16 protein-coding genes and 1 pseudogene are annotated in these 19,942 nt (G+C 64.7%); 10 read left to right on the top strand and 7 right to left on the bottom strand.

All coding sequences use genetic code 11. The annotated features are described in order from the left end of the window. Positions 1-113, bottom strand: a pseudogene (locus Q7U29_RS08675) (DNA-binding protein); the annotation flags it as partial. A gap of 237 nt (positions 114-350) precedes the next feature. On the opposite strand from Q7U29_RS08675, the gene Q7U29_RS08670 reads away from it, so the two are divergent. The 5 genes from Q7U29_RS08670 to Q7U29_RS08650 all read left to right on the top strand — a co-directional run bounded on the left by Q7U29_RS08670 (position 351) and on the right by Q7U29_RS08650 (position 5,322). Continuing rightward, positions 351-1,700: an amidase gene (locus Q7U29_RS08670; protein WP_304740443.1), complete on the top strand. Its 1,350-nt coding sequence runs from the start codon at positions 351-353 to the stop codon at positions 1,698-1,700. Then, positions 1,693-2,379 (top strand): DUF2848 domain-containing protein, encoded by a 687-nt coding sequence (locus Q7U29_RS08665; protein ID WP_304740441.1) that lies wholly within the window; start codon positions 1,693-1,695, stop codon positions 2,377-2,379. The genes Q7U29_RS08670 and Q7U29_RS08665 overlap by 8 nt, the downstream gene beginning before the upstream one ends. A 225-nt stretch (positions 2,380-2,604) precedes the next feature. Further along, positions 2,605-3,345 (top strand): 2OG-Fe(II) oxygenase, encoded by a 741-nt coding sequence (locus Q7U29_RS08660; RefSeq protein ID WP_304740439.1) that lies wholly within the window; start codon positions 2,605-2,607, stop codon positions 3,343-3,345. 28 nt (positions 3,346-3,373) lie between these two features. Further along, positions 3,374-4,027 carry a DNA oxidative demethylase AlkB gene (gene alkB / locus Q7U29_RS08655; protein WP_304740437.1) on the top strand — a complete coding sequence of 218 codons (654 nt, stop codon included), beginning with the start codon at positions 3,374-3,376 and terminating at the stop codon, positions 4,025-4,027. Between the two features lie 59 nt (positions 4,028-4,086). Beyond that, entirely contained in the window at positions 4,087-5,322 is a 1,236-nt protein-coding gene (locus Q7U29_RS08650; protein ID WP_304740435.1) for an MFS transporter, read from the top strand. Between the two features lie 166 nt (positions 5,323-5,488). Here Q7U29_RS08650 and Q7U29_RS08645 read toward each other — a convergent pair whose 3' ends face one another. The 6 genes from Q7U29_RS08645 to hpaH all read right to left on the bottom strand — a co-directional run bounded on the left by Q7U29_RS08645 (position 5,489) and on the right by hpaH (position 11,916). Beyond that, positions 5,489-7,117: a thiamine pyrophosphate-dependent enzyme gene (locus tag Q7U29_RS08645; RefSeq protein WP_304740433.1), complete on the bottom strand. Its 1,629-nt coding sequence runs from the start codon at positions 7,115-7,117 to the stop codon at positions 5,489-5,491. Between the two features lie 28 nt (positions 7,118-7,145). Then, positions 7,146-8,018, bottom strand: coding sequence for a fumarylacetoacetate hydrolase family protein (locus Q7U29_RS08640; protein WP_304740431.1), 873 nt, complete (start codon positions 8,016-8,018; stop codon positions 7,146-7,148). A 13-nt stretch (positions 8,019-8,031) separates the two neighbouring features. Continuing rightward, positions 8,032-9,015 (bottom strand): 3,4-dihydroxyphenylacetate 2,3-dioxygenase, encoded by a 984-nt coding sequence (hpaD, locus tag Q7U29_RS08635; protein WP_304740428.1) that lies wholly within the window; start codon positions 9,013-9,015, stop codon positions 8,032-8,034. A 124-nt stretch (positions 9,016-9,139) separates the two neighbouring features. Then, on the bottom strand, positions 9,140-10,684 hold the full coding sequence (gene hpaE / locus Q7U29_RS08630) for a 5-carboxymethyl-2-hydroxymuconate semialdehyde dehydrogenase (RefSeq protein ID WP_304740426.1): 1,545 nt from the start codon (positions 10,682-10,684) through the stop codon (positions 9,140-9,142). After that, a complete protein-coding gene (locus tag Q7U29_RS08625; RefSeq protein WP_304740424.1) occupies positions 10,677-11,075 on the bottom strand; it encodes a 5-carboxymethyl-2-hydroxymuconate Delta-isomerase in 399 nt (132 codons plus the stop codon). Before Q7U29_RS08625 ends, hpaE begins: the two co-directional genes overlap by 8 nt. 34 nt (positions 11,076-11,109) lie before the next feature. Further along, positions 11,110-11,916 carry a 2-oxo-hept-4-ene-1,7-dioate hydratase gene (gene hpaH, locus Q7U29_RS08620; RefSeq protein WP_304740422.1) on the bottom strand — a complete coding sequence of 269 codons (807 nt, stop codon included), beginning with the start codon at positions 11,914-11,916 and terminating at the stop codon, positions 11,110-11,112. 109 nt (positions 11,917-12,025) lie between these two features. Between hpaH and hpaR the strand changes: the two genes are divergently transcribed. The 5 genes from hpaR (at position 12,026) to Q7U29_RS08595 (ending at position 19,933) form a co-directional block, all read left to right on the top strand. Continuing rightward, positions 12,026-12,559 carry a homoprotocatechuate degradation operon regulator HpaR gene (gene hpaR / locus Q7U29_RS08615; protein ID WP_304740420.1) on the top strand — a complete coding sequence of 178 codons (534 nt, stop codon included), beginning with the start codon at positions 12,026-12,028 and terminating at the stop codon, positions 12,557-12,559. A 208-nt stretch (positions 12,560-12,767) separates the two neighbouring features. Next, positions 12,768-13,853, top strand: a complete 1,086-nt coding sequence (locus Q7U29_RS08610) for a malate/lactate/ureidoglycolate dehydrogenase (protein ID WP_304740418.1) — start codon at positions 12,768-12,770, stop codon at positions 13,851-13,853. 157 nt (positions 13,854-14,010) lie between these two features. After that, entirely contained in the window at positions 14,011-14,790 is a 780-nt protein-coding gene (locus Q7U29_RS08605; RefSeq protein WP_304740416.1) for an HpcH/HpaI aldolase/citrate lyase family protein, read from the top strand. 158 nt (positions 14,791-14,948) lie between these two features. Then, on the top strand, positions 14,949-16,472 hold the full coding sequence (locus Q7U29_RS08600) for a UxaA family hydrolase (RefSeq protein WP_304740414.1): 1,524 nt from the start codon (positions 14,949-14,951) through the stop codon (positions 16,470-16,472). A gap of 176 nt (positions 16,473-16,648) precedes the next feature. Then, positions 16,649-19,933, top strand: coding sequence for a DUF2126 domain-containing protein (locus Q7U29_RS08595; protein WP_304740413.1), 3,285 nt, complete (start codon positions 16,649-16,651; stop codon positions 19,931-19,933). Positions 19,934-19,942: the final 9 nt, after the last annotated feature.

Genomic DNA, 19,942 nt, shown 5'->3' with positions numbered 1-19,942 from the left:
ACATTGGCGCAGGCATCGCAGCGCTGCAGGCGCAGCTCGCCGGCGGCGGTGCCGTCCCAGAAATGCTGGGTTTCCGGTGTCGGTTTCGGTCGCGCGCGCGCTGGCTCGGCCATATCGGTCATTTCCTCCATTGGGGCGCAGGCGGCGTGGCCCGCATGTTGCGATCTTGATGCGACATTGACCATCTGGCGTCAACGGTCCAGCCATAACCTTGCATGGCCCTATTCCGGCACGCGCGCTATCCCCCGGAGGGCTTGCATGCCACCGCCAAAGCGCGCCTGCCTCGAGGATTGATCGGCCGCGCGCCGTGCTCCATAACATCTCCGCAACCTGGATGAAGCGAGCACGCCATGCCGAACGCACCGACCCTTGCCACGCTGGCCGACGATCTGGCCAGCGGCCGCACCAGCGCCCGCAAACTGGTCGATGGCTGCCTCGCCAAAATCGCCGATAGCGCGGGCGAGGGGGCGCGGGCTTTTGTCCGAGTCGACGCCGAAGCCGCAATCGAGGCCGCCGAGGCGATGGACCGGCTGCGTGAGATCAAGGCGGCGCCGTCGCGCTTCGCCGGCATTCCGATCTCGATCAAGGACCTGTTCGACATCAGGGGGCAGGTGACCCGCGCAGGCTCCCGCGCGCTCGACGACTCAGCCCCGGCAGAGGCCGATGCGCCTGCGGTGGCGCGGCTGCGCCGGGCCGGCTTCGTGGTGATCGGCCGCACCAACATGACCGAATTCGCCTATTCCGGGATCGGCATCAATCCGCATTACGGCACGCCCAAGGGCGCCTGGCAGCGCAACGTCGGCCATGTGCCCGGTGGATCGTCGTCGGGCGCGGCGGTGTCGGTCGTCGACGGCATGGCGCATGGCGCGCTCGGCACCGACACCGGCGGCTCCTGCCGGATTCCGGCGGCCTATAACGGCATCGTCGGCTTCAAGCCGACCCAGCGCCGCGTGCCGCTCGACGGCGCCGTGCCGCTGTCGTCCACGCTCGACAGCATCGGGCCGCTGGCGCGCACCGTGGCGTGCTGTGCGGCGCTCGACGCCGTGCTGGCCGACGAGACTTTCGTGCCGCTGCAGCCGCGTCCGATCAAGGGGATGCGGCTGGCGGTGCCGACCACGGTCGCGCTCGACGATCTCGACGAAGAAGTGGCGCGGGCATTCCAGCGCGCGCTGGAGACGCTGTCGCGCCAGGGTGCGCTGGTCGAGCGGATCGAAGTGCCGGAATTCCTCGACGTTGGGGTGATGAACACCAAGGGTGGTTTTGCCGCCGCTGAAAGCTTTGCCTGGCACCGCTATTTGATCGCCAGCAAGGGTGACGTCTACGATCCCCGTGTGTCCCTGCGCATCATGCGCGGCGAAAGCATCAGCGCCGCCGACTACGTCGATTTGCTGGTGACGCGGAAGTCGATGATCGCGCGCGCCACGGTCCGCCTCGCGCCCTATGACGCGCTGATCATGCCGACCACCGCCAATACGCCGCCTGTGATCGCCGACCTCGCCGACGACAAGGCCTTTACCAAAGCGAACCTGCTGTCGCTGCGCAACTGCACCCTGATCAACATGATCGACGGCTGCGCGATCTCGCTGCCCTGCCATCGCGAGGGTGAGGTGCCGGTCGGGCTGATGCTGGCGGCATCGGGCGGGTCGGATCGCCGCATCTTTGAATTGGCCGCCGGCATGGAGGACGCGATTCGTGTTTGATCTCACCTTTACCCTTCAGGATAAAGGCGCCGGCACGCCGCTGACGCTGTCGATCCGGCAGGCCGTGATCGCCGGCTGGACCGGGCGCGACCCGGTGGCGCGCGACAAGCACATCGCCGAACTCGAAGTCATCGGCATCGCGCGGCCGGCCTCGACGCCGATCTATTATCGCGTTTCGGCGCGGCGGCTGACCACCACGGACAGCATCGAAGTCTGCGGGCCGGATTCCAGCGGCGAGGTCGAATTCGTGCTGATCGGCTGGCAGGGCCGCATCCTGGTCGGCCTCGGCTCCGATCACACTGACCGCAAGGTGGAAGCCTACAACGTCACCGTGTCGAAGCAGATGTGCGACAAGGTGATGGCGCCTGTCTTGTGGGAACTGGAAGATGTCATCGGCCACTGGGACCAGATGACCCTGCGCGCCTGGGTCTGGATCGCCGGCGAACGCGTGCTGTACCAGGAAGGCACGCTGGACCACATGCTTCCGGTCAAGGAGTTGATCCAACGCGGTTTCGGCGACAAGGGATTTCCCGACGGCTGCGCCATGTTCGGCGGCACCTTTGCCGCCAAGGGTGGCATCCGCCCGGCCGATCGCTTCGAATACGAATTCGAGGACCCCGTGCTCAAGCGCAGCATCCGGCATGCGTATGACGTGACGGTGTTGCCGGTGTTGGGTTGAGGCTGGCGCAATTTCTACTCGTCCTCCCGGACAAGCGAGCGTAGCGAGCGCCGATCCGGGATCCATACGCCGTGCCGTCTCGGTTTGGAAAAAAAAAGGCTGTCGACGACTTTCGTTCAACTATTGAGCCCTGTGGTTATGGGTCCCCGCTTTCGCGGGGACGACGATAGAATGTGTGTCGGAAATCGGGTGGAGGAAACCGGGGCGATTTGCGAAATTGATGCCATGAAAGCAAATATCAAAGCAGTCGCTCCATCCGCCGACCTCGCCGCCCGGGTCGATGCCATCGACTGGACGCAGGCCACCAGCGATCTCGACAGCCAGGGTTGCGCGGTTCTCAAAGGTTTGCTCTCGCCCGAGGAGTGCCGCGACCTCGTCAGCCTCTATCCCGACGACAGGAATTTCCGCAGCCGGGTGGTGATGGGCCGCCACGGTTTCGGCCGCGGCGAATACAAGTACTTCTCCTACCCGTTGCCAGACCTGATCGCCGGCCTGCGCCCGGCGCTCTACACAAAACTCTGCGGCGTCGCCAACCGCTGGAACGAGGCGATGGGGATCGATATCCGGTATCCCGAAAGTCACGACGCCTTCCTGAAGCGATGCCATGACGCCGGGCAGGTGCGGCCGACGCCGCTGCTGCTGCAATATGGCGCCGGCGACTACAATTGCCTGCATCAGGATCTCTATGGCGAGCACGTGTTTCCGCTGCAGGTCGCGATCCTGCTGTCGGAGCCGGCTCGCGATTTCAGCGGCGGCGAATTCGTCCTGACCGAGCAGCGACCGCGCATGCAGTCGCGGCCGGAAGTGGTGCCGCTGACCCGGGGCGATGCGGTGGCATTTGCTGTGCACCACCGGCCGGTGCGGGGGACGCGCGGTTTCTATCGGGTTAACCTCCGCCATGGCGTCAGCCGGCTCCGCTCCGGCCACCGCCATACCGTGGGCGTGATCTTTCACGATGCGAAATGACGCTAACCTTTGAGCGAGTGCGACTGTATTGACGGCCGATCTGTTTGAAAGCGTCCCCGATGTGCGTCCGTCGCGTGAAGCGATGGCGGACGGCGCGGCATTGCTGCGCGGCTTCGCCCGGCCGGCCGAGGCCGAACTGATCGCCGCGATCGGCGAGATCGCGGCGCAGGCGCCGTTTCGCCACATGGTGACGCCGGGCGGCCATTCGATGTCGGTGGCGATGACCAATTGCGGAAGCGCCGGCTGGGTCACCGACCGCGGCGGCTACCGCTATGACGGGGTCGATCCGGAATCCCGCGCACCATGGCCGGCGATGCCGGCATCGTTTCGCGCGCTGGCGGCAAAAGCGGCGGCCGAGGCCGGGTTTGGCGGTTTTGAGCCGGATGCCTGCCTGATCAACCGCTACCATACGGGGGCGCGCATGGCGCTGCACCAGGACAAGGACGAGGACGATCTTGCGGCGCCGATCGTCTCGGTCTCGCTGGGCCTGCCGGCGGTCTTCCTGTTCGGCGGCTCACAGCGCAGCGACAAACCGCGCCGCTACAGGCTGGAGCACGGCGACATCGTGGTCTGGGGCGGGCCGTCGCGGCTGTTCTTCCACGGCATCGCTCCGCTCGCCGCCGGCGAGCACCCGCTGCTGGGACGGCAACGTATCAACCTGACCTTTCGCAAGGCGCGCTAAGGCCGCCTTCCCATTACTACCCGCACCGGTCTATGCTTGCCCCGCTGGGGGAGGTGACCATGAGCGACATCGAAGCATCGGCCGATACGGGCGCTGGCAACCGCACCGGCGTCTACCTTGCGGTGCTGCAGCTGGTGTTTACGCTGGGCTGGACCACCTATGTGATCTACCTGCCAAAACTCTGCGCGCAGGTCGGGATCGCGCCGTCCTGGGTCATCTTCATCCTGATGCTGGACCAGGCGATCTTCACCATCACCGATACCGCGATGGGGATCGCCGCCGACAAGATCGCGCCGTTCGTCGGCCGGCTCGGCGTGTTCGTCGGCATCACAACCGCAATCTCCTGCGCGGCCTTTATCGCGCTGCCCTATGTGGCCGGCACCGGCCCGGGCGCGCAGGTCTGGTTCATTGTCCTGATCCTGATCTGGGTGGTGACCTCATCGGCGCTGCGCGCCCCGCCGCTCACGCTGCTGGGGAAATACGGTGCGAGACCCGCGCTCCCGTTCCTGTCGGCGCTGGCGATGCTCGGCTACGGTCTGGCCGGCGCGGTGTCGCCCTATCTCGGCGTGATCATGCGCAACCACGATGCGCGGATTCCCTTCGTGATTTCAGGCGTGGTGCTGCTGATCACCGCGCTGGCACTGTCGAAAGTCGAGCGCGGTCTGGCGCAGCAAGCTGCCGTTCCGGTCAAGCCGGCCGAGCCGGCAAAACCACTCGGCCAGGTGCCGATGTTCTTCATCGGATCGATGGTCCTGCTCTCGCTCGGCTACCAGCTGCATTTCAGCATCAACAGCACGCCGTTCTTCCTGCGGTTCGCCAAACCGGATGACCTGCAATGGCTGCTGCCGGTGTTCTGGATCGGTTTCAATATCGCGATATTTCCGGCCAGCGTGATCGTGAAACACCGCGGCGGCTTGATCGTGATGGGCGCCGCCGGCCTGTTGGGCGCGCTGGCGGTGATCGGCGCGGAGTTCGCAGGCAGTCTCAACATGCTGATCGCAGCGCAGTTCATCGCGGGCGCGGCGTGGGGCTGCATGTTGATGAGCGCGGTGGCGGCCGCGCTGGCGATCGGTGATACCGGCGCCGAAGGCAAGGTGGTGGGGCTGGTGTTCTCGGCGCTGGCGCTGGCGACCTTCGCCCGGATGGCGGCGGTCGCGGGTGGCCTGCAGAAGCTGCCGGAATACGCGCCGCTGCTGCACTGGGCGCCGGTGGCATGCTGGGCCGTCGCCGGCGCCGGCCTGCTGGCGATCGCGGCGCTGCGGGCGCAGCAGGGGATGATGGTGCGGAGGGTGTAGTTTTTAACTCCCCTCCCTCCACGCGCCCTTGCGCGTGGCGGGGAGGGGTCGGGGGTGGGGGGCGTCTCTGCAAACTCGCTGAAAGTCGTATGCGCTGATCGACCCCCCACCCCCGACCCCTCCCCACCACGCGGCAAGGGCCGCGCGGGAGGAGGGGAGAAGAGCCTTACGGCTTCGGCGGATGAATGAACGTCCACGGCGTCGTTTCCGAACCCGTCGGCACTTCGATGTCGATCAGATAGGGCCCGCCATGCGCCAGCGCCTTTTCCAGCGCGGCGCGGAAGTGATCGGGCGAGGTGACGCGCGCCGCACCGACTCCGAAAGATTCCGCAAGCTTCACAAAGTCCGGATTGACCAGGTCGGATGCCACTACCCGGCCCTCGAACCGCTCCCGCTGGTCGCGCCGCACATTGCCGTAGGCGTTGTTGTTGAACACCAGCGTCACGACGCCGATGTTGAACTGCACGGCAGTCGCCAGTTCCTGCACGCCGAACATGAAGCCGCCATCGCCTGTGATTGCGACCACCGGCCGGTCGGGATTTGCCACCTTGGCGCCAAGTGCGGTGGGAAAGCCCGAGCCGAGCGTGCCCTGGTAGCCCGAGGTGATGAAGGTGCGCGGCTGGTAAACCGGAAATCCGTACCAGGAGGCGAAGCCGACCTGCGACAGCTCGTCGGTGACGATGGCATTTTGCGGCAGCACCTCGCGCAGGATGTTCAGGTAGGCCATCTGCGGCTGGACGGATTGAATTTCCTTCAGTGCCGCCGCCGAGGCCTCGCGGATCGCGGCGCGGCGGCCGCTGGTCTTGCCGTAGCCAACCTTTCTCACCGCCGCGAGCAGTTCGCGCGTGCCGGCCTGCGCGTCGGCGACCACCGGAGCATCCGGCGTGAGGCGGCGCATCTCCGACGGATCGATGTCGATACGAATCGATTTCAGGCCCTGGGGCTGAAACGGCCATCGAAACCCCGAGGCCGGCAATTCCATGCGGCTGCCGATCCCGATCATCAGATCGGTCGTGGGCCACAGCCGGTAGGCCGCCGCCATGGTCAGCCCGAGCTCATGGGCGTTGGAGACGATGCCGCGGCCGCTGCGGAATGGCACCACAGGCGCGTCGATCAGTTCGGCCAGTTCCAGGATTTCATCGCGCGCGTTGATAGCCCCGCTCCCGACAAAGATCATCGGTGTTTTGCTGCCGGCGACCAGCGCGGCGGCGGCCTTGATGCGGTCGGGATCGGGCAGCGGCGCCGGGAACGGATCGAACACGTTTGCCGGCCCGGTTTCCGCGCGCTGCGTGAACACGTCCCAGGGCATTTCCAGCGATGCGGGCCCGCGGCGGCCGGACAGCATCTCCTGGAAGGCGCGCGATACCATCGCCGGTGCGTTATCGGGATATTCGATGCGCTCGGCCCATTTGACGAATGTGCGCAGTGTCGCCAGCTGGTCCGGCATCTCGTGCAGATGGCCGCGGCCCTTGCCGAGGAAGTTCGTCGGCACCTGTCCGGTCAGGCACAGCACCGGTTCGTTGCAGCCGAGCGCGGTGAGCAGCGCCGCACTGGCATTGAGCACGCCCGGGCCTGGCACCACGCTGAACACCCCGGGCCGGCCGCTCGAGCGGGCATAGCCGAAGGCCATGTAGCCGCAGGCCTGCTCGTGCCGCGCGCCGATCACTTTCAGCTGCGCCTGATGAAAGCCGTCGAACAGGCCGTAGATCTGCGCGCCGGGCAGGCCGAAAACGGTATCGACGCCATGCGCGACCAGGCCGCTGACAATGGCTTCGCCGCCGGAATTTACGCTCATGGTCATATCCAATCGTTCGTCTGCAAATTCATGGGGTTTCGTCGATCACGCCGTTGCGCAAGGTCCCGACGCCGTCGGCTTCGACCTCGACGACGTCGCCGGGTACAAGGTAGCGCGGCGGATCGAACCGCGCGCCGGCGCCGGTCGGCGTGCCCGTGACGATGACGTCGCCCGGCACCAGCGTGGTGAAGGTCGAGAGGTAGTTGATCAGATAGCGGAAGCCGAAGATCAGCCGGCCGGTACGGTCGTCTTGGCGCGTCTCGCCATTGACCCGCGTGGTCAGCCGGATGTCGGCGATCTGCGATTCATCGGTGTAGGGGACGATCCATGGGCCGAGGCTGCCGGTGGAATCAAAATTCTTGCCCTGGGTGACGTTGAATTTGGCGTGCCGGACCCAGTCGCGGATGGTGCCTTCGTTGCACAGCGTGACCGCGGCGATGTGATCCAGCGCAGCACTTTCCGGAATGTGTCTTCCGGCCTTGCCGACGATCAGGACCAGTTCGCCCTCATAATCGAGCTGCGCCGAGGCGCGCGGACGAACCAGCGGTGTTTCGTGGCCGACGAAGGAACGCGGGGTGCGCATGAACATGCTGGGATATTTCGGGGCGTCCTGGCCGTCCTTGTACTCGGCGTTACGGTCCGGGTAATTGACGCCGATACAGATGATCTTTTCCGGCGCCGGGATCGGCGGCAGCCAGGTGATGGCGTCGAGCGCATGGTCCGGTCGACGGCGCGCGGCTTCCTCCGCCAGTTTTGTTAATGCGCCCGCGGCGATGACCTCGCGCAGGGTCGGATACTCCTTCGCGAAGTGAGCGGAGAGCTCGACGACGCCGCCGTCGACGACCGCGCCGTATCTGGTCGCGCCGTCGATGGAGTAGGTGGCGAGGCGGGGAGGGGTCATCGGGTTTCCGGACTCAGTCTGCAATGGTGACATCGGCGACGAACAGCGGCTCGCGCACGGCCTGGCCGACAAAGGGCGAGCCCTGTTCGAACCAGGAACGCGGCGCCGGCGCGCCCCAAAGCGTTTGTCGGCGCGGATCCTTCAGCGACCAGCGCAGCGGCTCGTGATCGTGGTCCCCGGTAAAATAGTCGCTGGTGTAGAGCTCCAGCCGGTGGCCGTCGGGATCGCGGACATACAGAAAGAACGCATTGGAAATGCCGTGGCGGCCGGGCCCGCGCTCGATGTTCTTCAGGTACCCGCTCGAAGCCATCACGTCGCACAGGTGCAGGATGTTCATCGCGGTCGGCACCCAATAGGCGAAATGGTGCAGGCGAGGGCCCTTGCCGTTGGTGATGGCAAAGTCGTGCACATTGCCCTTGCGGTGCATCCACGCCGCCGCGATCCGGCCGTGCGGTCCGTCTTCCTCGCCATACTCGGTGAGGCGAAAGCCGAGCCGCGCGTAGAAATCGACGGTGTCCTGCACTTCGGCGGCGAACACATTGAAATGGTCGATCCGCTGCGGATGGCAGCCCTTGTAGAGGTCGTAGCGGCGCAGCAGATGCGGTCGCTTGTCCATCGCGGCATAGAGTTCGATCTGAAAGCCGAAGGGATCGGTGAAGTGCAGGGTGCGGCCCTGAAACGGTTGCTCGGTGAACGCGTTGCTGACGCCGGCCCCGGAAAAAAACGCCGCGGCCTTGTCGAGATCGCCTTCGTTGCCGACCTTGAACCCGAGCCGGTTGCACGCCGCCGTCGCCGCCTTGCGCAGCACCAGCGAGTGATGCTGATGCTCCTCGCTGCCGCGCAGGTAAATCGCCTTGTCATCGTGGTCCTCGACATGCAGTCCGACGGTGGTTTCGTAGAACTCTCTGGAGGCCTGCAGGTCCGTCACGTCGAGCACGACGTGGCTGGAGCGGATGATGTTGAAGGGTGGATCGAAGACGTGTGTAGGTACCGGCATATTGTGTGTCCCAGTTCGTAGAATGTTCATTCCTCATGGTGAGGAGGCGCTTCTTCAGCGCCGTCACGAACCATGAGAGCCCGTGGCCCATCCTTCGAGACGCCGCGCGAAGACGCGCGGCTCCTCAGGATGAGGTTGAGCCCAGCTTCTGGATCTTGTGGGTGCCCCGCGCCAGCGAGACATGCTTGGTTTCCATGTAGAAGTCGAATGAATAATCGCCGCCGTCGCGGCCGATGCCGGAAGATTTCATGCCGCCGAACGGGGTCGGCAGATGGCGGACGTTTTCGGAATTGAGCCAGATCATGCCGGCCTCCAGCGCGTCGGCGACGCGCAGCGCGCGGCCCATGTCGCCGGTCCAGACATAGCCGGTCAGGCCATACTGCACGCCATTGGCGATCTCGATCGCCTCGGCTTCATCGCGGAACGGGATCACGGTCAGGAACGGGCCGAACACTTCCTCCTGCGCGACCCGCATTCTGGCATGGGCGCCGGTGACCAGCGTCGGCTGTACATAGTGCCCGCCGCCGGGGCCGTCATGCGGCTTGCCGCCGACCGCGATCACCGCGCCGTCCTTCCGGGCGACGTCGAAATACGAGCAGACCTTCGCCAGATGCCGCTCGTGGATCAGCGGCCCGATCTCGGTCGCGGGATCGAGCGGATGTCCGACCTTCAGCGCCTTCACCCGCGCGGTCAGCCTCTCGATGAATTTTTCGGCAATGCCCTGCTGGATCAGGAGCCGGCTCGACGAGGTGCAGCGCTCGCCGTTCAGCGAGTAGATCATGAACACCACGGCATCGAGCGCGCGGTCGAGGTCGGCGTCATCGAACACGATCACCGGGTTCTTGCCACCGAGTTCGAAATGCACGCGCTTCAGCGTCGGCGCGCCCTGCGCCATGATCGCGGACCCGGTCGAGCTTTCACCGACAAAACCGATCGCCTTGATGGCGGGATGCTCGGTCAGCGCCTTGCCGGCTTCCTCGCCGATGCCGTGCACGGTGTTGAGTACGCCGTCGGGGACGCCGGCCTGCTTGACGAGCCTTGCCAGCAGGTCGGCCGTGACCGGTGACCATTCCGCCGGCTTGTGCACCACCGTGCAGCCGGCGGCGAGAGCAGGGGCGATCTTCCATGTCGACAGCATGAACGGCGTATTCCACGGCGTGATGACGCCGACCGGGCCGATCGGCACCCGGGTCGAAATGTTCCAGTGCTCTTCACCGGGCGTATTGAGTCCGTCGCGCGCCTCGGCGCATCTGTCGGCGAAGAAGCGGAAGTTTTCCGCGGCCCGCACCGCGGCCTTGGCCATGAACCTGTGGGCCTGGCCGGTATCGATGCATTCGAGCACGGCGATATCGTCGGCGCGGTCCTCGATGGCGTCGGCGACGCGATGCAGCAGTTTCTTCCGCATCGGCGCCGGCATGTCGCGCCAGCTCTTGAAGGCCTTTGCCGCCGCGGTGGCGGCGCGATCGATGTCTTCCGCGTTGCCGCGGGCGACGGTCGCCAGCACTGCGCCATCGATCGGCGACCTGGTTTCAAAGCTGTCGCCCGAGCTCGACGGTTCTATCTTGCCGTCGATCAAGTGTCCGATGCCGTCAGCCCGCAATTCCTTCAGCAGCGGTGCTGCGCGCTCGCGATTGGCCTCGAATACGTCTTTCGGCGTGGCCTTATCCATTGATCGTCTCCACTTTCAGGGCGTCGTGGATGTTGTTGCGCTTCCAGCTGGTTTCCTTGTCGTTGATCTGCATATCGAACGACAATGCGAATTTTGAATTTGCAAAGACCGGATCGAGATGGTCGGACAGCGTGCTGAAAATGTGCTCGCCGGCCTTCTTGCGCGCCGCGAGATCGCGGCCCTCGCCGAGCCGCAGTACCATGGCGAGAAAGCCGAGCTGCGGATTTCCGTCGGCGATGGCGTAATGCTCGCATTTGACGGTGCGAACGCGAATCCCTCCGAGCGGAAAGATCCCGGTTTCCACTGCTGCCTTGCGTACCACCTCTACAATCGCGGCCATGTCGACGCGGGCGTCGAGATTGGCTGAATATTCGATGGTGAAATGCGGCATGTCCTGTCTACCCCAACGATTGTGCCTGACTGCTTCAAGCGAAGTAACAGCTCACCGTGCCGTAAGCGCCATAGTCGGCCTGAATCGTGTCGCCTTTGCGGGCCTCGATCGGGCGGATGAACGATCCCGCCAGCACCACTTGGCCGGCTTCGAGCGCCAGCCCATTAGCGGCGATCTTGTTGGCGAGCCAGGCCACGCTGGTCGCGGGATGGTTGAGCACGCCGGCGGCGAGCCCGGTCTCCTCCAGTTGGCCGTTGCGGTAGCACAACGCGCCGATCCAGCGCAGGTCGGCATCCCCGGGGCGCAACGGGCGGCCGCCGAGCACGATTCCGGCATTGGCGGCGTTGTCGGCGATGGTATCGAAAATCTTTCGCGTCGACTTTGTCACGGGATCGACCCGTTCGATCCGCGTGTCGAGAATTTCCAGCGCCGGCACCACGAAGTCGGTGGCATTCAGCACATCGAACATGGTGCAGTTCGGGCCCGACAGCCGCTGCTTCATGATGAAGGCGAGTTCCGCCTCGATCCGCGTACCTATAAAGCGGTCCGAGGGCACGACGCCGCCATCGGCAAAGAACATGTCGTCGAGCAGGATGCCTGAATCCGGCTCGTCGATATTGAGTGCGCTCTGCATCGCCTTCGAGGTCAGGCCGATCTTGTGGCCCTTGACGACGCGGCCCTCGGCGACCTTGATCGCGACCCACGCCTTCTGGATCGCATAGGCGTCATCCAGGGTAATGCCGGGATGATCCAGCGACAGCTGCCGGATCTGCTGGCGGGTCTTTTCCGCCTGATGCAGCCGCTCGGCGGCGCTGCGGATTTCGTCTGCGGAAAGGGCCATGCGGAACCAGCGAAAAAAGAGGATGCCGGTAGATGATTAACATGTTAAATGGTTAGGCGCAAACCGATTTGCTGCTTGCTGCAGCGCAAACCTGGAGCATCCGATCGACATGGCGCGGAAGCAGTCGGCCAAAAATTCCGGATCGGGTCCGGCTGATGTAGCCGCGCGGCGGGTACCGATGCGCGACTTCTCCCGTTCGCTGCCGATGTCGCTGCTGCGCGCGCGCGAGGCGGTAATGCGGCAGTTTCGTCCCTCGCTGCGCCATCACGAGCTGACCGAACAGCAATGGCGCATCCTGCGCGCGCTGGCCGCGGTCGAGACCATCGAGGTCACCGAACTGGCGCGGACCGCGTTTCTGCTCGGCCCGAGCCTGTCGCGCATCCTGCGCGACCTGGAAGCGCGGCAGCTGATCGAGCGCCGGGTAGCGGAAGCCGATCAGCGCCGCGCCGTGGTGTCGATTTCGGCTGGTGGCCTCAAGCTGATCGCGGCGGTCGCACCGTCGTCGGAAGCGATCTATTCGGCCATCACCAAACGTTTCGGCGCCCGCAGGCTCGCCGAGCTACAGGAGATGCTCGCCGCGCTGGAACACAGCCTTTCCGCCATGGAAGTGGCGGAGGAAGGCAGCTTGGAAGCGGACCGATAAGCGCAAATTTGCATGATGCTACCGGCACGATGCATAGCGGCCCGGCAAATCATCGCAATCGCGCCCCGATGATGGTGGAAGCCATAGACACGCCCGCGATTTTTCGCTCAAAGTGGCCGCCAAGCCGGTCATGAAAACCGGCGCGGGAGCAGGGTCGCCGCTGACGATGCGGTTGGCGCCGAACCAGGGACAGGGTGAAAATCCGCATATGGTCACCATACAAGTTCAGAACCTGATCAACTTCGTTGCCGAAGTCTTCGCCCATTCCGAATCCTCGCCCGAAGAGGCGAAAAGCATCGCGACTTACCTTACGACCGCCAATCTCACCGGCCATGACAGCCACGGCGTGATCCGGGTGCCGGTCTACATCCGCTGGAAGAAAATGGGCTCCGTGGTGCCGAACCAGATCGCCGAGGTCGTCGTCGATACGCCGTCGCTGGCAGTGGTCGACGGCAAGTTCGGCTACGGGCAAACCGTCACGCCGCAGGCGGTCAAGATCGGCATCGAGAAATGCAAGAAGGCGGGGCTGTCCGCGGTAGCGCTGCGCAATGCCGGGCATATCGGCCGGGTCGGCGACTGGGCGGAAATGGCGGCGGCCGAAGGACTGGTCTCGATCCACTTCGTCAATGCCGCCGGCTCGCTGCTGGTCGCGCCTTTCGGCGGCGTCGAGAAGCGGCTGTCGACCGCGCCCTATTGCGTCGGCATCCCGCGCGTGGGCCAGGATCCCATCGTGCTGGATTTTGCCACTTCGATCGTCGCCGAGGGCAAGGTGCTGGTCGCCAGCCGCGGCGGCAAGAAATTGCCCAAGGGCGCGCTGATCGATGCCGACGGCACCCTGAGCGAGGATCCGGCGGTGCTGTACGGCCCCCACACTGCGGAGGGGCCGCGCGATCATACCAAGGGGTCCGGCGCAATCCGCGCCTTCGGCGAGCACAAGGGCTCTGGGCTGGCTTTTATCTGCGAACTGCTCGGCGGCGCGCTGACGGGGACGGGGGCGACGTCGGGCGACCGGCGTTTTGCCAATGGCATGCTGGCGTTCTATGTCGATCCCAAGGTGATCGACACCAGCAATTTCTTCGATGGCGAAATCTCGCGCTACAGCGACTTCATCCGGGCGACCAGGCCGATGGCCGGCGTCGATGCCGTGCTGATCCCCGGCGATACCGAGCGGAAGACGCGCGTTGATCGCACCAGGAACGGCGTGCCGCTGCCCGACGATACCTGGGCCGCGATCGTCAATACCGCCCGTGAGGTCGGCGTCAGCGAAGTCAGCATCCAGAAGGCAACGGCATAATCCCAACAACGTCATTGCGAGCGCAGCGAAGCAATCCATAGTGATAAAGAAAGACTGGATTGCTTCGTCGCGGAGTTTATCGTCGGGCCGGCCGAAGGCCGGACCCGGTGGCTCCTCGCAATGACGGTGAGTTTCAACAAGACGGAAGGAAAACCAAGTGACAACCAATAACGTCAAGAAAGTCTGGGCTTCGGGCAAGGCCGTGGTCAATGCCTGGCTGGCGATCCCGTCGGGCTTCTCCGCCGAGGTGATCGCGCAATGCGGTTTCGACAGCGTCACCGTCGACATGCAGCACGGCGTCCAGGATTACCAGTCGATGGTGCAGTGTTTCCAGGCCATGAACGGCCATCCGGTGACGCCGATGGTCCGCGTTCCCTGGAACGAGCCCGGCATCATCGGCAAGGTGCTCGACGGCGGCGCCTATGGCGTGATCTGCCCGATGATCAACACCAAGCAGGAAGCGGAAGCCCTGGTCCAGTATTCGAAATATCCGCCGAAGGGCACCCGCTCCAACGGCCCGATCCGCTCCGGCATGTACGGCTCGGCCGGCGCCTATCAGCAGACCGCCAATGACGAGATCGTGCTGCTGCCGATGATGGAGACCAAGACGGCGGTCGAGAACATGGAATCGATCCTCGATGTCGAGGGCATCAACGGCGTCTATATCGGTCCTTCCGACCTCGGCTTCTCCTACGGGCTGGTGCCGAAGCTGGACCGCGACGAGCCGGAAATCCTCAAGATCTATGAGAAGATCATCAAGGAATGCGGCAAGCGCAACCTCTATCCCGGCATCCATTGCTCGGGCGCGGAGGGCGCGACCCGCGCCATCAACATGGGCTTCAAGCTCGTGACGCTGTCGAACGAAAGCGGACTGATGGCGACCTACGCCAAGATGCAGGTGAACCAGACCCGCAAGGACTCCGGCGGCAAGGCGTAAGCTGCTCGTGTCCCGGACGCGGTGCCGCGCTTCTTCAGCGATGCACCGCAGAGCCGGGACCCATAGCAGCGTACGATACGAATGGGCCCCGGATCGGCAGCGCACCGCTTGTGCGCTGCACCGCGTTCGGGGCACGATACCTTTCAAGGAGACATCCCATGACCGCAGCCCCCGTTATCCGCCTGCATCCCGATGATGGCGTGCTGATCGCACGCTCCAGCCTGCCGGCGGGCATGGTGGTGGCGGAAGGGGTCACCACGGTCGAGCGGATCCCGGCCGGCCACAAGGTGGCGATCCGGCCGATTGCGATGGGCGAGCCGATCCGCCGCTATGGCCAGATCATCGGCTTTGCGACGGTGCCGATCGAGCCTGGCCGGCATGTCCATACCCAGAATTGCGGCATGGGCGACTTTTCCAAGGATTATGCCTTCGGCATCGACGTCACGCCGACGCCGAACTTCGATCTGCCCGCGACGTTTGAAGGCATTCGCCGTCCCGATGGCCGCGTCGCCACCCGCAACTATATCGGCATCCTCACCTCGGTGAATTGCAGCGCGCATGTCGCGGGCATGGTGGCCGATATCTTCAAGAAGAATCCGTTCACCGGCGACAATCCGCTGGCGGATTTTCCCAATGTCGATGGCGTGGTCGCGCTGACCCACAAGACCGGCTGCGGCATGACCCAGGATGAGCCGCTGCGCCTGCTCCGCCGCACCCTCGGCGGCTACGCGCGGCATGCGAACTTCTCCGCCGTGATCGTGCTGGGGCTGGGCTGCGAGGTCAACCAGATCGGCGGGCTGATGGAAGAACAGAAACTCGCCGGACGCTTGCGCGCCATGGACATCCAGGAAGTCGGCGGCACCCGCAAGACCGTGGAAGCAGGCGTCGCCTTCGTGCGCGAGGCGCTGGTCGACGCCAACAAGGTCAAGCGCGAGCCGGTGTCGGCCAGCGAGCTGACGGTGGCGCTGCAATGCGGCGGCTCCGACGGCTATTCCGGCGTCTCGGCCAATCCGGCGCTGGGTGCTGCGAGCGATCTGCTGGTCCGCCACGGCGGCACCGTGATCCTGTCGGAGACACCGGAGACCTACGGCGCCGAACATCTGTTGACCCGTCGCGCGGTCAGTCGCGAGGTCGGCGAAAAGCTGGTGGCGCTGATGCGCTGGTGGGAAGAATACACGGCGCGGGAAGGCGCCGAGATGAACGCCAATCCGAGCCCCGGCAACAAGGCCGGCGGCCTCACCACCATCCTGGAGAAATCGCTCGGCGCAATGGCCAAGGCCGGCAGCACCAACCTGGTCGATGTCTTGAATTATGCCGAAGAGGTGACCAAAAAGGGTTTTGTCTTCATGGACACGCCCGGCTACGACCCGGTCGCGGCGACCGGGCAGGTCGCCGGCGGCGCCAATCTCGTCTGCTTCACCACCGGCCGGGGCAGCGTGTTCGGCTGCAAGCCCGCGCCCTCGATCAAACTCGCCACCAATTCGGCGATGTACAAGCGCATGGAAGACGACATGGACGTCAATTGCGGCACCATCCTCGACGGCGAGGAAACCGTGCAGCAATGCGGCCAGCGCATTTTCGAACTGATGCTGGAAACCGCGTCCGGCAAGCCGACCAAGAGCGAGAGTTTCGATTTCGGCGGCGCCGAGTTCGCGCCTTGGGTGCTGGGAGCGACGATGTAGGAGTCGGGGGCGCGGACGGCGGCAACATCGTCATTGCGAGCGAAGCGAAGCAATGACGGGGGTAGGGTCCAGCGCGGAACTCCCGCACCTATCCTGGGCAACCGCTGCCCGTTGTTAGTGCTTGATCCCACCCGGAACCAGTGTTCTGCTTAAAAAGCTGCTGGAGCACACAGACTTTGTCGATCTTCGTCGCGCTACATCACGTCACGCACTACAAATACGATCGACCGATCGACCTTGGCCCGCAAACCATTCGTCTGCGCCCGGCGCCGCATACCCGCACGCCGATCCTGAGCTATTCGCTCAAGGTCACGCCTTCCAATCACTTCGTGAACTGGCAGCAGGACCCGCAAGGCAACTGGCTGGCCCGCTTTGTCTTCCCGGAGAAGGCCAGCGAGTTCAAGATCGAGGTCGACTTCACGGCGCAGATGACCGTGATCAACCCGTTCGACTTCTTCGTCGAACCTTACGCCGACAGTTTTCCGTTTGCCTATACCAATGACCTGAAGACCGAACTCGCGCCCTATCTCGCGACCATGGAACTTGGGCCGCTGTTCGCAAAATACCTCGCGAGCATTCCGCGCGAGGCGACCAGCACGGTCAATTTCCTGGTCGATCTCAACGCGAAGCTGCGCGACCAGGTGCGCTACATCATCCGGATGGAGCCGGGCATCCAGACCCCGGAACAGACGCTCGAATCCGGCGCGGGATCCTGCCGCGATTCCGCGTGGCTGTTGATTCAGACCCTGCGTCACCTCGGGCTCGCCGCCCGTTTCGTGTCGGGCTATCTCATCCAGCTGCGTCCCGACATCGATCCGGTCGAGGGACCGCGCGAGGTCGAGAACGATTTTACCGATTTGCACGCCTGGGCCGAAGTCTATCTGCCGGGTGCCGGATGGATCGGGTTCGACGTCACCTCGGGCATGCTGACCGGCGAGGGGCACATTCCCGTTGCCGCCACGCCGCACTACCGCTCGGCGGCGCCGATTTCGGGCGCGGTCGGATTCGCCGAAGTCGAGTTCGGCTTCGAGATGAACGTCAAGCGGATCCGCGAAGCGCCGCGGATCACCCGGCCGTTTTCCGACGAGTCCTGGGCACGGCTCGACGCGCTCGGAGAAAAGGTCGATGCCGATCTCAGAGCGGGCGACGTGCGCCTGACCATGGGCGGCGAGCCGACCTTCGTCTCGGTCGATGACCTGGAATCGCCGGAATGGAATATTGCCGCGGTCGGTCCGACCAAGCGCGGCCTTGCCGACGATCTGATCCGAAAACTGCGCACGCGGTTCGCACCTGGCGGCCTGCTGCATTACGGTCAGGGCAAATGGTATCCCGGCGAGAGCCTGCCGCGCTGGGCGTTCGGATTGTACTGGCGCAAGGACGGCGTGCCGATCTGGAAAAATCCCGATCTGATCGCCACCATCGAGAAACCGCGCAAGGCCAGTATCGAAGACGCCGAGCGCTTCGCGGAATCCACCGCCGAGAAACTCGGCGTCGATTCCGAATTCGTCCTGCCGGCGTTCGAGGACCCCGCGCACTGGCTGGAGAAGGAAGCCGGCCTGCCGCCCAATGTCGATCCCTCCGATTCCAAACTGTCCGATCCGGAAGAGCGCTCGCGCATGGCGCGGGTGTTCGATCAGGGGCTGAACGTTCCCAAGGGATTCGTGCTGCCGATCCAGCGCTGGAATGCCGAGGCCCCCAAATCCACGCGCTGGAAAAGCGAGCGCTGGAAACTGCGCCGCGGCAACCTGTTCCTGACTCCCGGAGATTCGCCGCTGGGATTGCGGCTGCCGATCGCCTCCCTGCCGCATATCGAGACGGATGAATATCCCTACATCGTCGAACAGGATCCGCTGGATCCGCGCGAAGAACTGCCGGTGTACGACGGCGCCGCGTCGGCCGGCGCCGCGCCGCATCAGGAGGTGCAGGAACAGCAGCTCCGGGGCGGCGGCGTGCGCACCGCGATGTCGATCGAAATCCGCGACGGCATTCTGTGCGCGTTCATGCCGCCGGTGGAGAAACTGGAAGACTATCTCGAACTGGTGACGGCGGTGGAGGCCACATCAGAAGAAATGCAGATGCAGGTCCATGTCGAGGGCTATCCGCCACCGTTCGACCCGCGCGTCGAGGTGATCAAGGTGACGCCCGACCCCGGCGTGATCGAGATCAACATCCAGCCGGCGCAAAACTGGCGCGAGGCCGTCGACATCACCTTCGGGCTTTACGAAGATGCCGCGCAGACGCGGCTCGGCGCCAACAAGTATCTGGTCGACGGCCGCCACACCGGCACCGGCGGCGGCAATCACGTGGTAGTCGGCGGCTCCACGCCCGCGGACTCGCCGTTCCTGCGTCGTCCGGACTTGCTGAAGAGCCTCGTATTGTACTGGCAGCGGCATCCGTCGCTGTCTTATTTGTTCTCCGGCATGTTCATTGGTCCGACCAGCCAGGCGCCGCGCATCGACGAGGCCCGCCATGACGGGCTTTACGAACTGGAGATTGCGCTGTCCCACGTGCCGCCGCCGGGTACGCCTGCGCCGCTGTGGCTGGTCGACCGCCTGTTCCGGCACATCCTGGTCGATATCACGGGCAATACCCACCGCGCCGAAATCTGCATCGACAAGCTCTATTCGCCCGACGGCGCCACCGGGCGGCTCGGGCTGGTCGAATTCCGCGCTTTGGAAATGCCGCCCGATCCGCGCATGTCGCTGGCGCAGCAACTGCTGATCCGGGCGTTGATTGCAAAACTCTGGCGCGAGCCGCAGCAGGGCAGGTTCGTGCGCTGGGGCACCACGCTGCACGATCGTTTCATGCTGCCGCATTTCCTCTGGGAGGATTTTCAGGGCGTGCTCGGCGAGTTGAAACAATCCGGCTACGATTTTTCGCCGGACTGGTATGCGGCCCAGCTCGAGTTTCGCTTCCCCGTGTTCGGCCGGGTCCACCATGGCGGCGTCGCACTCGAAGTGCGGCAGGCGCTGGAGCCCTGGCACGTTCTCGGCGAAGAGGGCTCGGCCGGCGGCACCGTCCGCTACGTCGATTCCTCGGTGGAGCGACTGCAGGTCAGGGCCACAGGCTTCGTCGAGGGCCGCCACGTCGTCACCTGCAACGCACGGCGGATGCCGATGACCGAAACCGGCCGCGCCGGTGAGGCGGTCGCGGGCGTCCGTTTCAAGGCCTGGCAGCCGCATTCAGGTCTGCATCCGACCATCCCGGTTCACGCGCCGCTGACTTTTGACCTGATCGATACCTGGAACGGCCGCTCGCTGGGCGGCTGCGTCTACCACGTCGCCCATCCGGGGGGGCGCACTTACGACACCAAACCGGTCAATTCCTACGAGGCCGAGGCTCGCCGGCTGGCCCGGTTCCAGGACCATGGCCACACCCCCGGCAAGATCGATCCGCCCCGCGAAGAACGCACAATTGAGTTCCCTTTGACCCTCGACTTGAGGACGCCGCTGCTTCATTGAGAATGGGCT

The organism is Bradyrhizobium sp. (assembly GCF_030654605.1).
In the GTDB taxonomy this organism is placed as follows: Bacteria; Pseudomonadota; Alphaproteobacteria; order Rhizobiales; family Xanthobacteraceae; genus Bradyrhizobium.
Note: the sequence above shows the minus strand (reverse complement) of the source record. Positions and strands in the feature narration are given on the sequence as shown.

Bases quoted from the DNA above. Each gene is read 5' to 3' on its own strand.
- Q7U29_RS08670 (WP_304740443.1), top strand. From the start codon at position 351: ATGCCGAACGCACCGACCCTTGCCACGCTGGCCGACGATCTGGCCAGC.
- Q7U29_RS08660 (WP_304740439.1), top strand. From the start codon at position 2,605: ATGAAAGCAAATATCAAAGCAGTCGCTCCATCCGCCGACCTCGCCGCC.
- Q7U29_RS08650 (WP_304740435.1), top strand. From the start codon at position 4,087: ATGAGCGACATCGAAGCATCGGCCGATACGGGCGCTGGCAACCGCACC.
- Q7U29_RS08645 (WP_304740433.1), bottom strand. From the start codon at position 7,117: ATGAGCGTAAATTCCGGCGGCGAAGCCATTGTCAGCGGCCTGGTCGCG.
- Q7U29_RS08640 (WP_304740431.1), bottom strand. From the start codon at position 8,018: ATGACCCCTCCCCGCCTCGCCACCTACTCCATCGACGGCGCGACCAGA.
- hpaD (WP_304740428.1), bottom strand. From the start codon at position 9,015: ATGCCGGTACCTACACACGTCTTCGATCCACCCTTCAACATCATCCGC.
- hpaE (WP_304740426.1), bottom strand. From the start codon at position 10,684: ATGGATAAGGCCACGCCGAAAGACGTATTCGAGGCCAATCGCGAGCGC.
- Q7U29_RS08625 (WP_304740424.1), bottom strand. From the start codon at position 11,075: ATGCCGCATTTCACCATCGAATATTCAGCCAATCTCGACGCCCGCGTC.
- hpaH (WP_304740422.1), bottom strand. From the start codon at position 11,916: ATGGCCCTTTCCGCAGACGAAATCCGCAGCGCCGCCGAGCGGCTGCAT.
- hpaR (WP_304740420.1), top strand. From the start codon at position 12,026: ATGGCGCGGAAGCAGTCGGCCAAAAATTCCGGATCGGGTCCGGCTGAT.
- Q7U29_RS08610 (WP_304740418.1), top strand. From the start codon at position 12,768: ATGGTCACCATACAAGTTCAGAACCTGATCAACTTCGTTGCCGAAGTC.
- Q7U29_RS08600 (WP_304740414.1), top strand. From the start codon at position 14,949: ATGACCGCAGCCCCCGTTATCCGCCTGCATCCCGATGATGGCGTGCTG.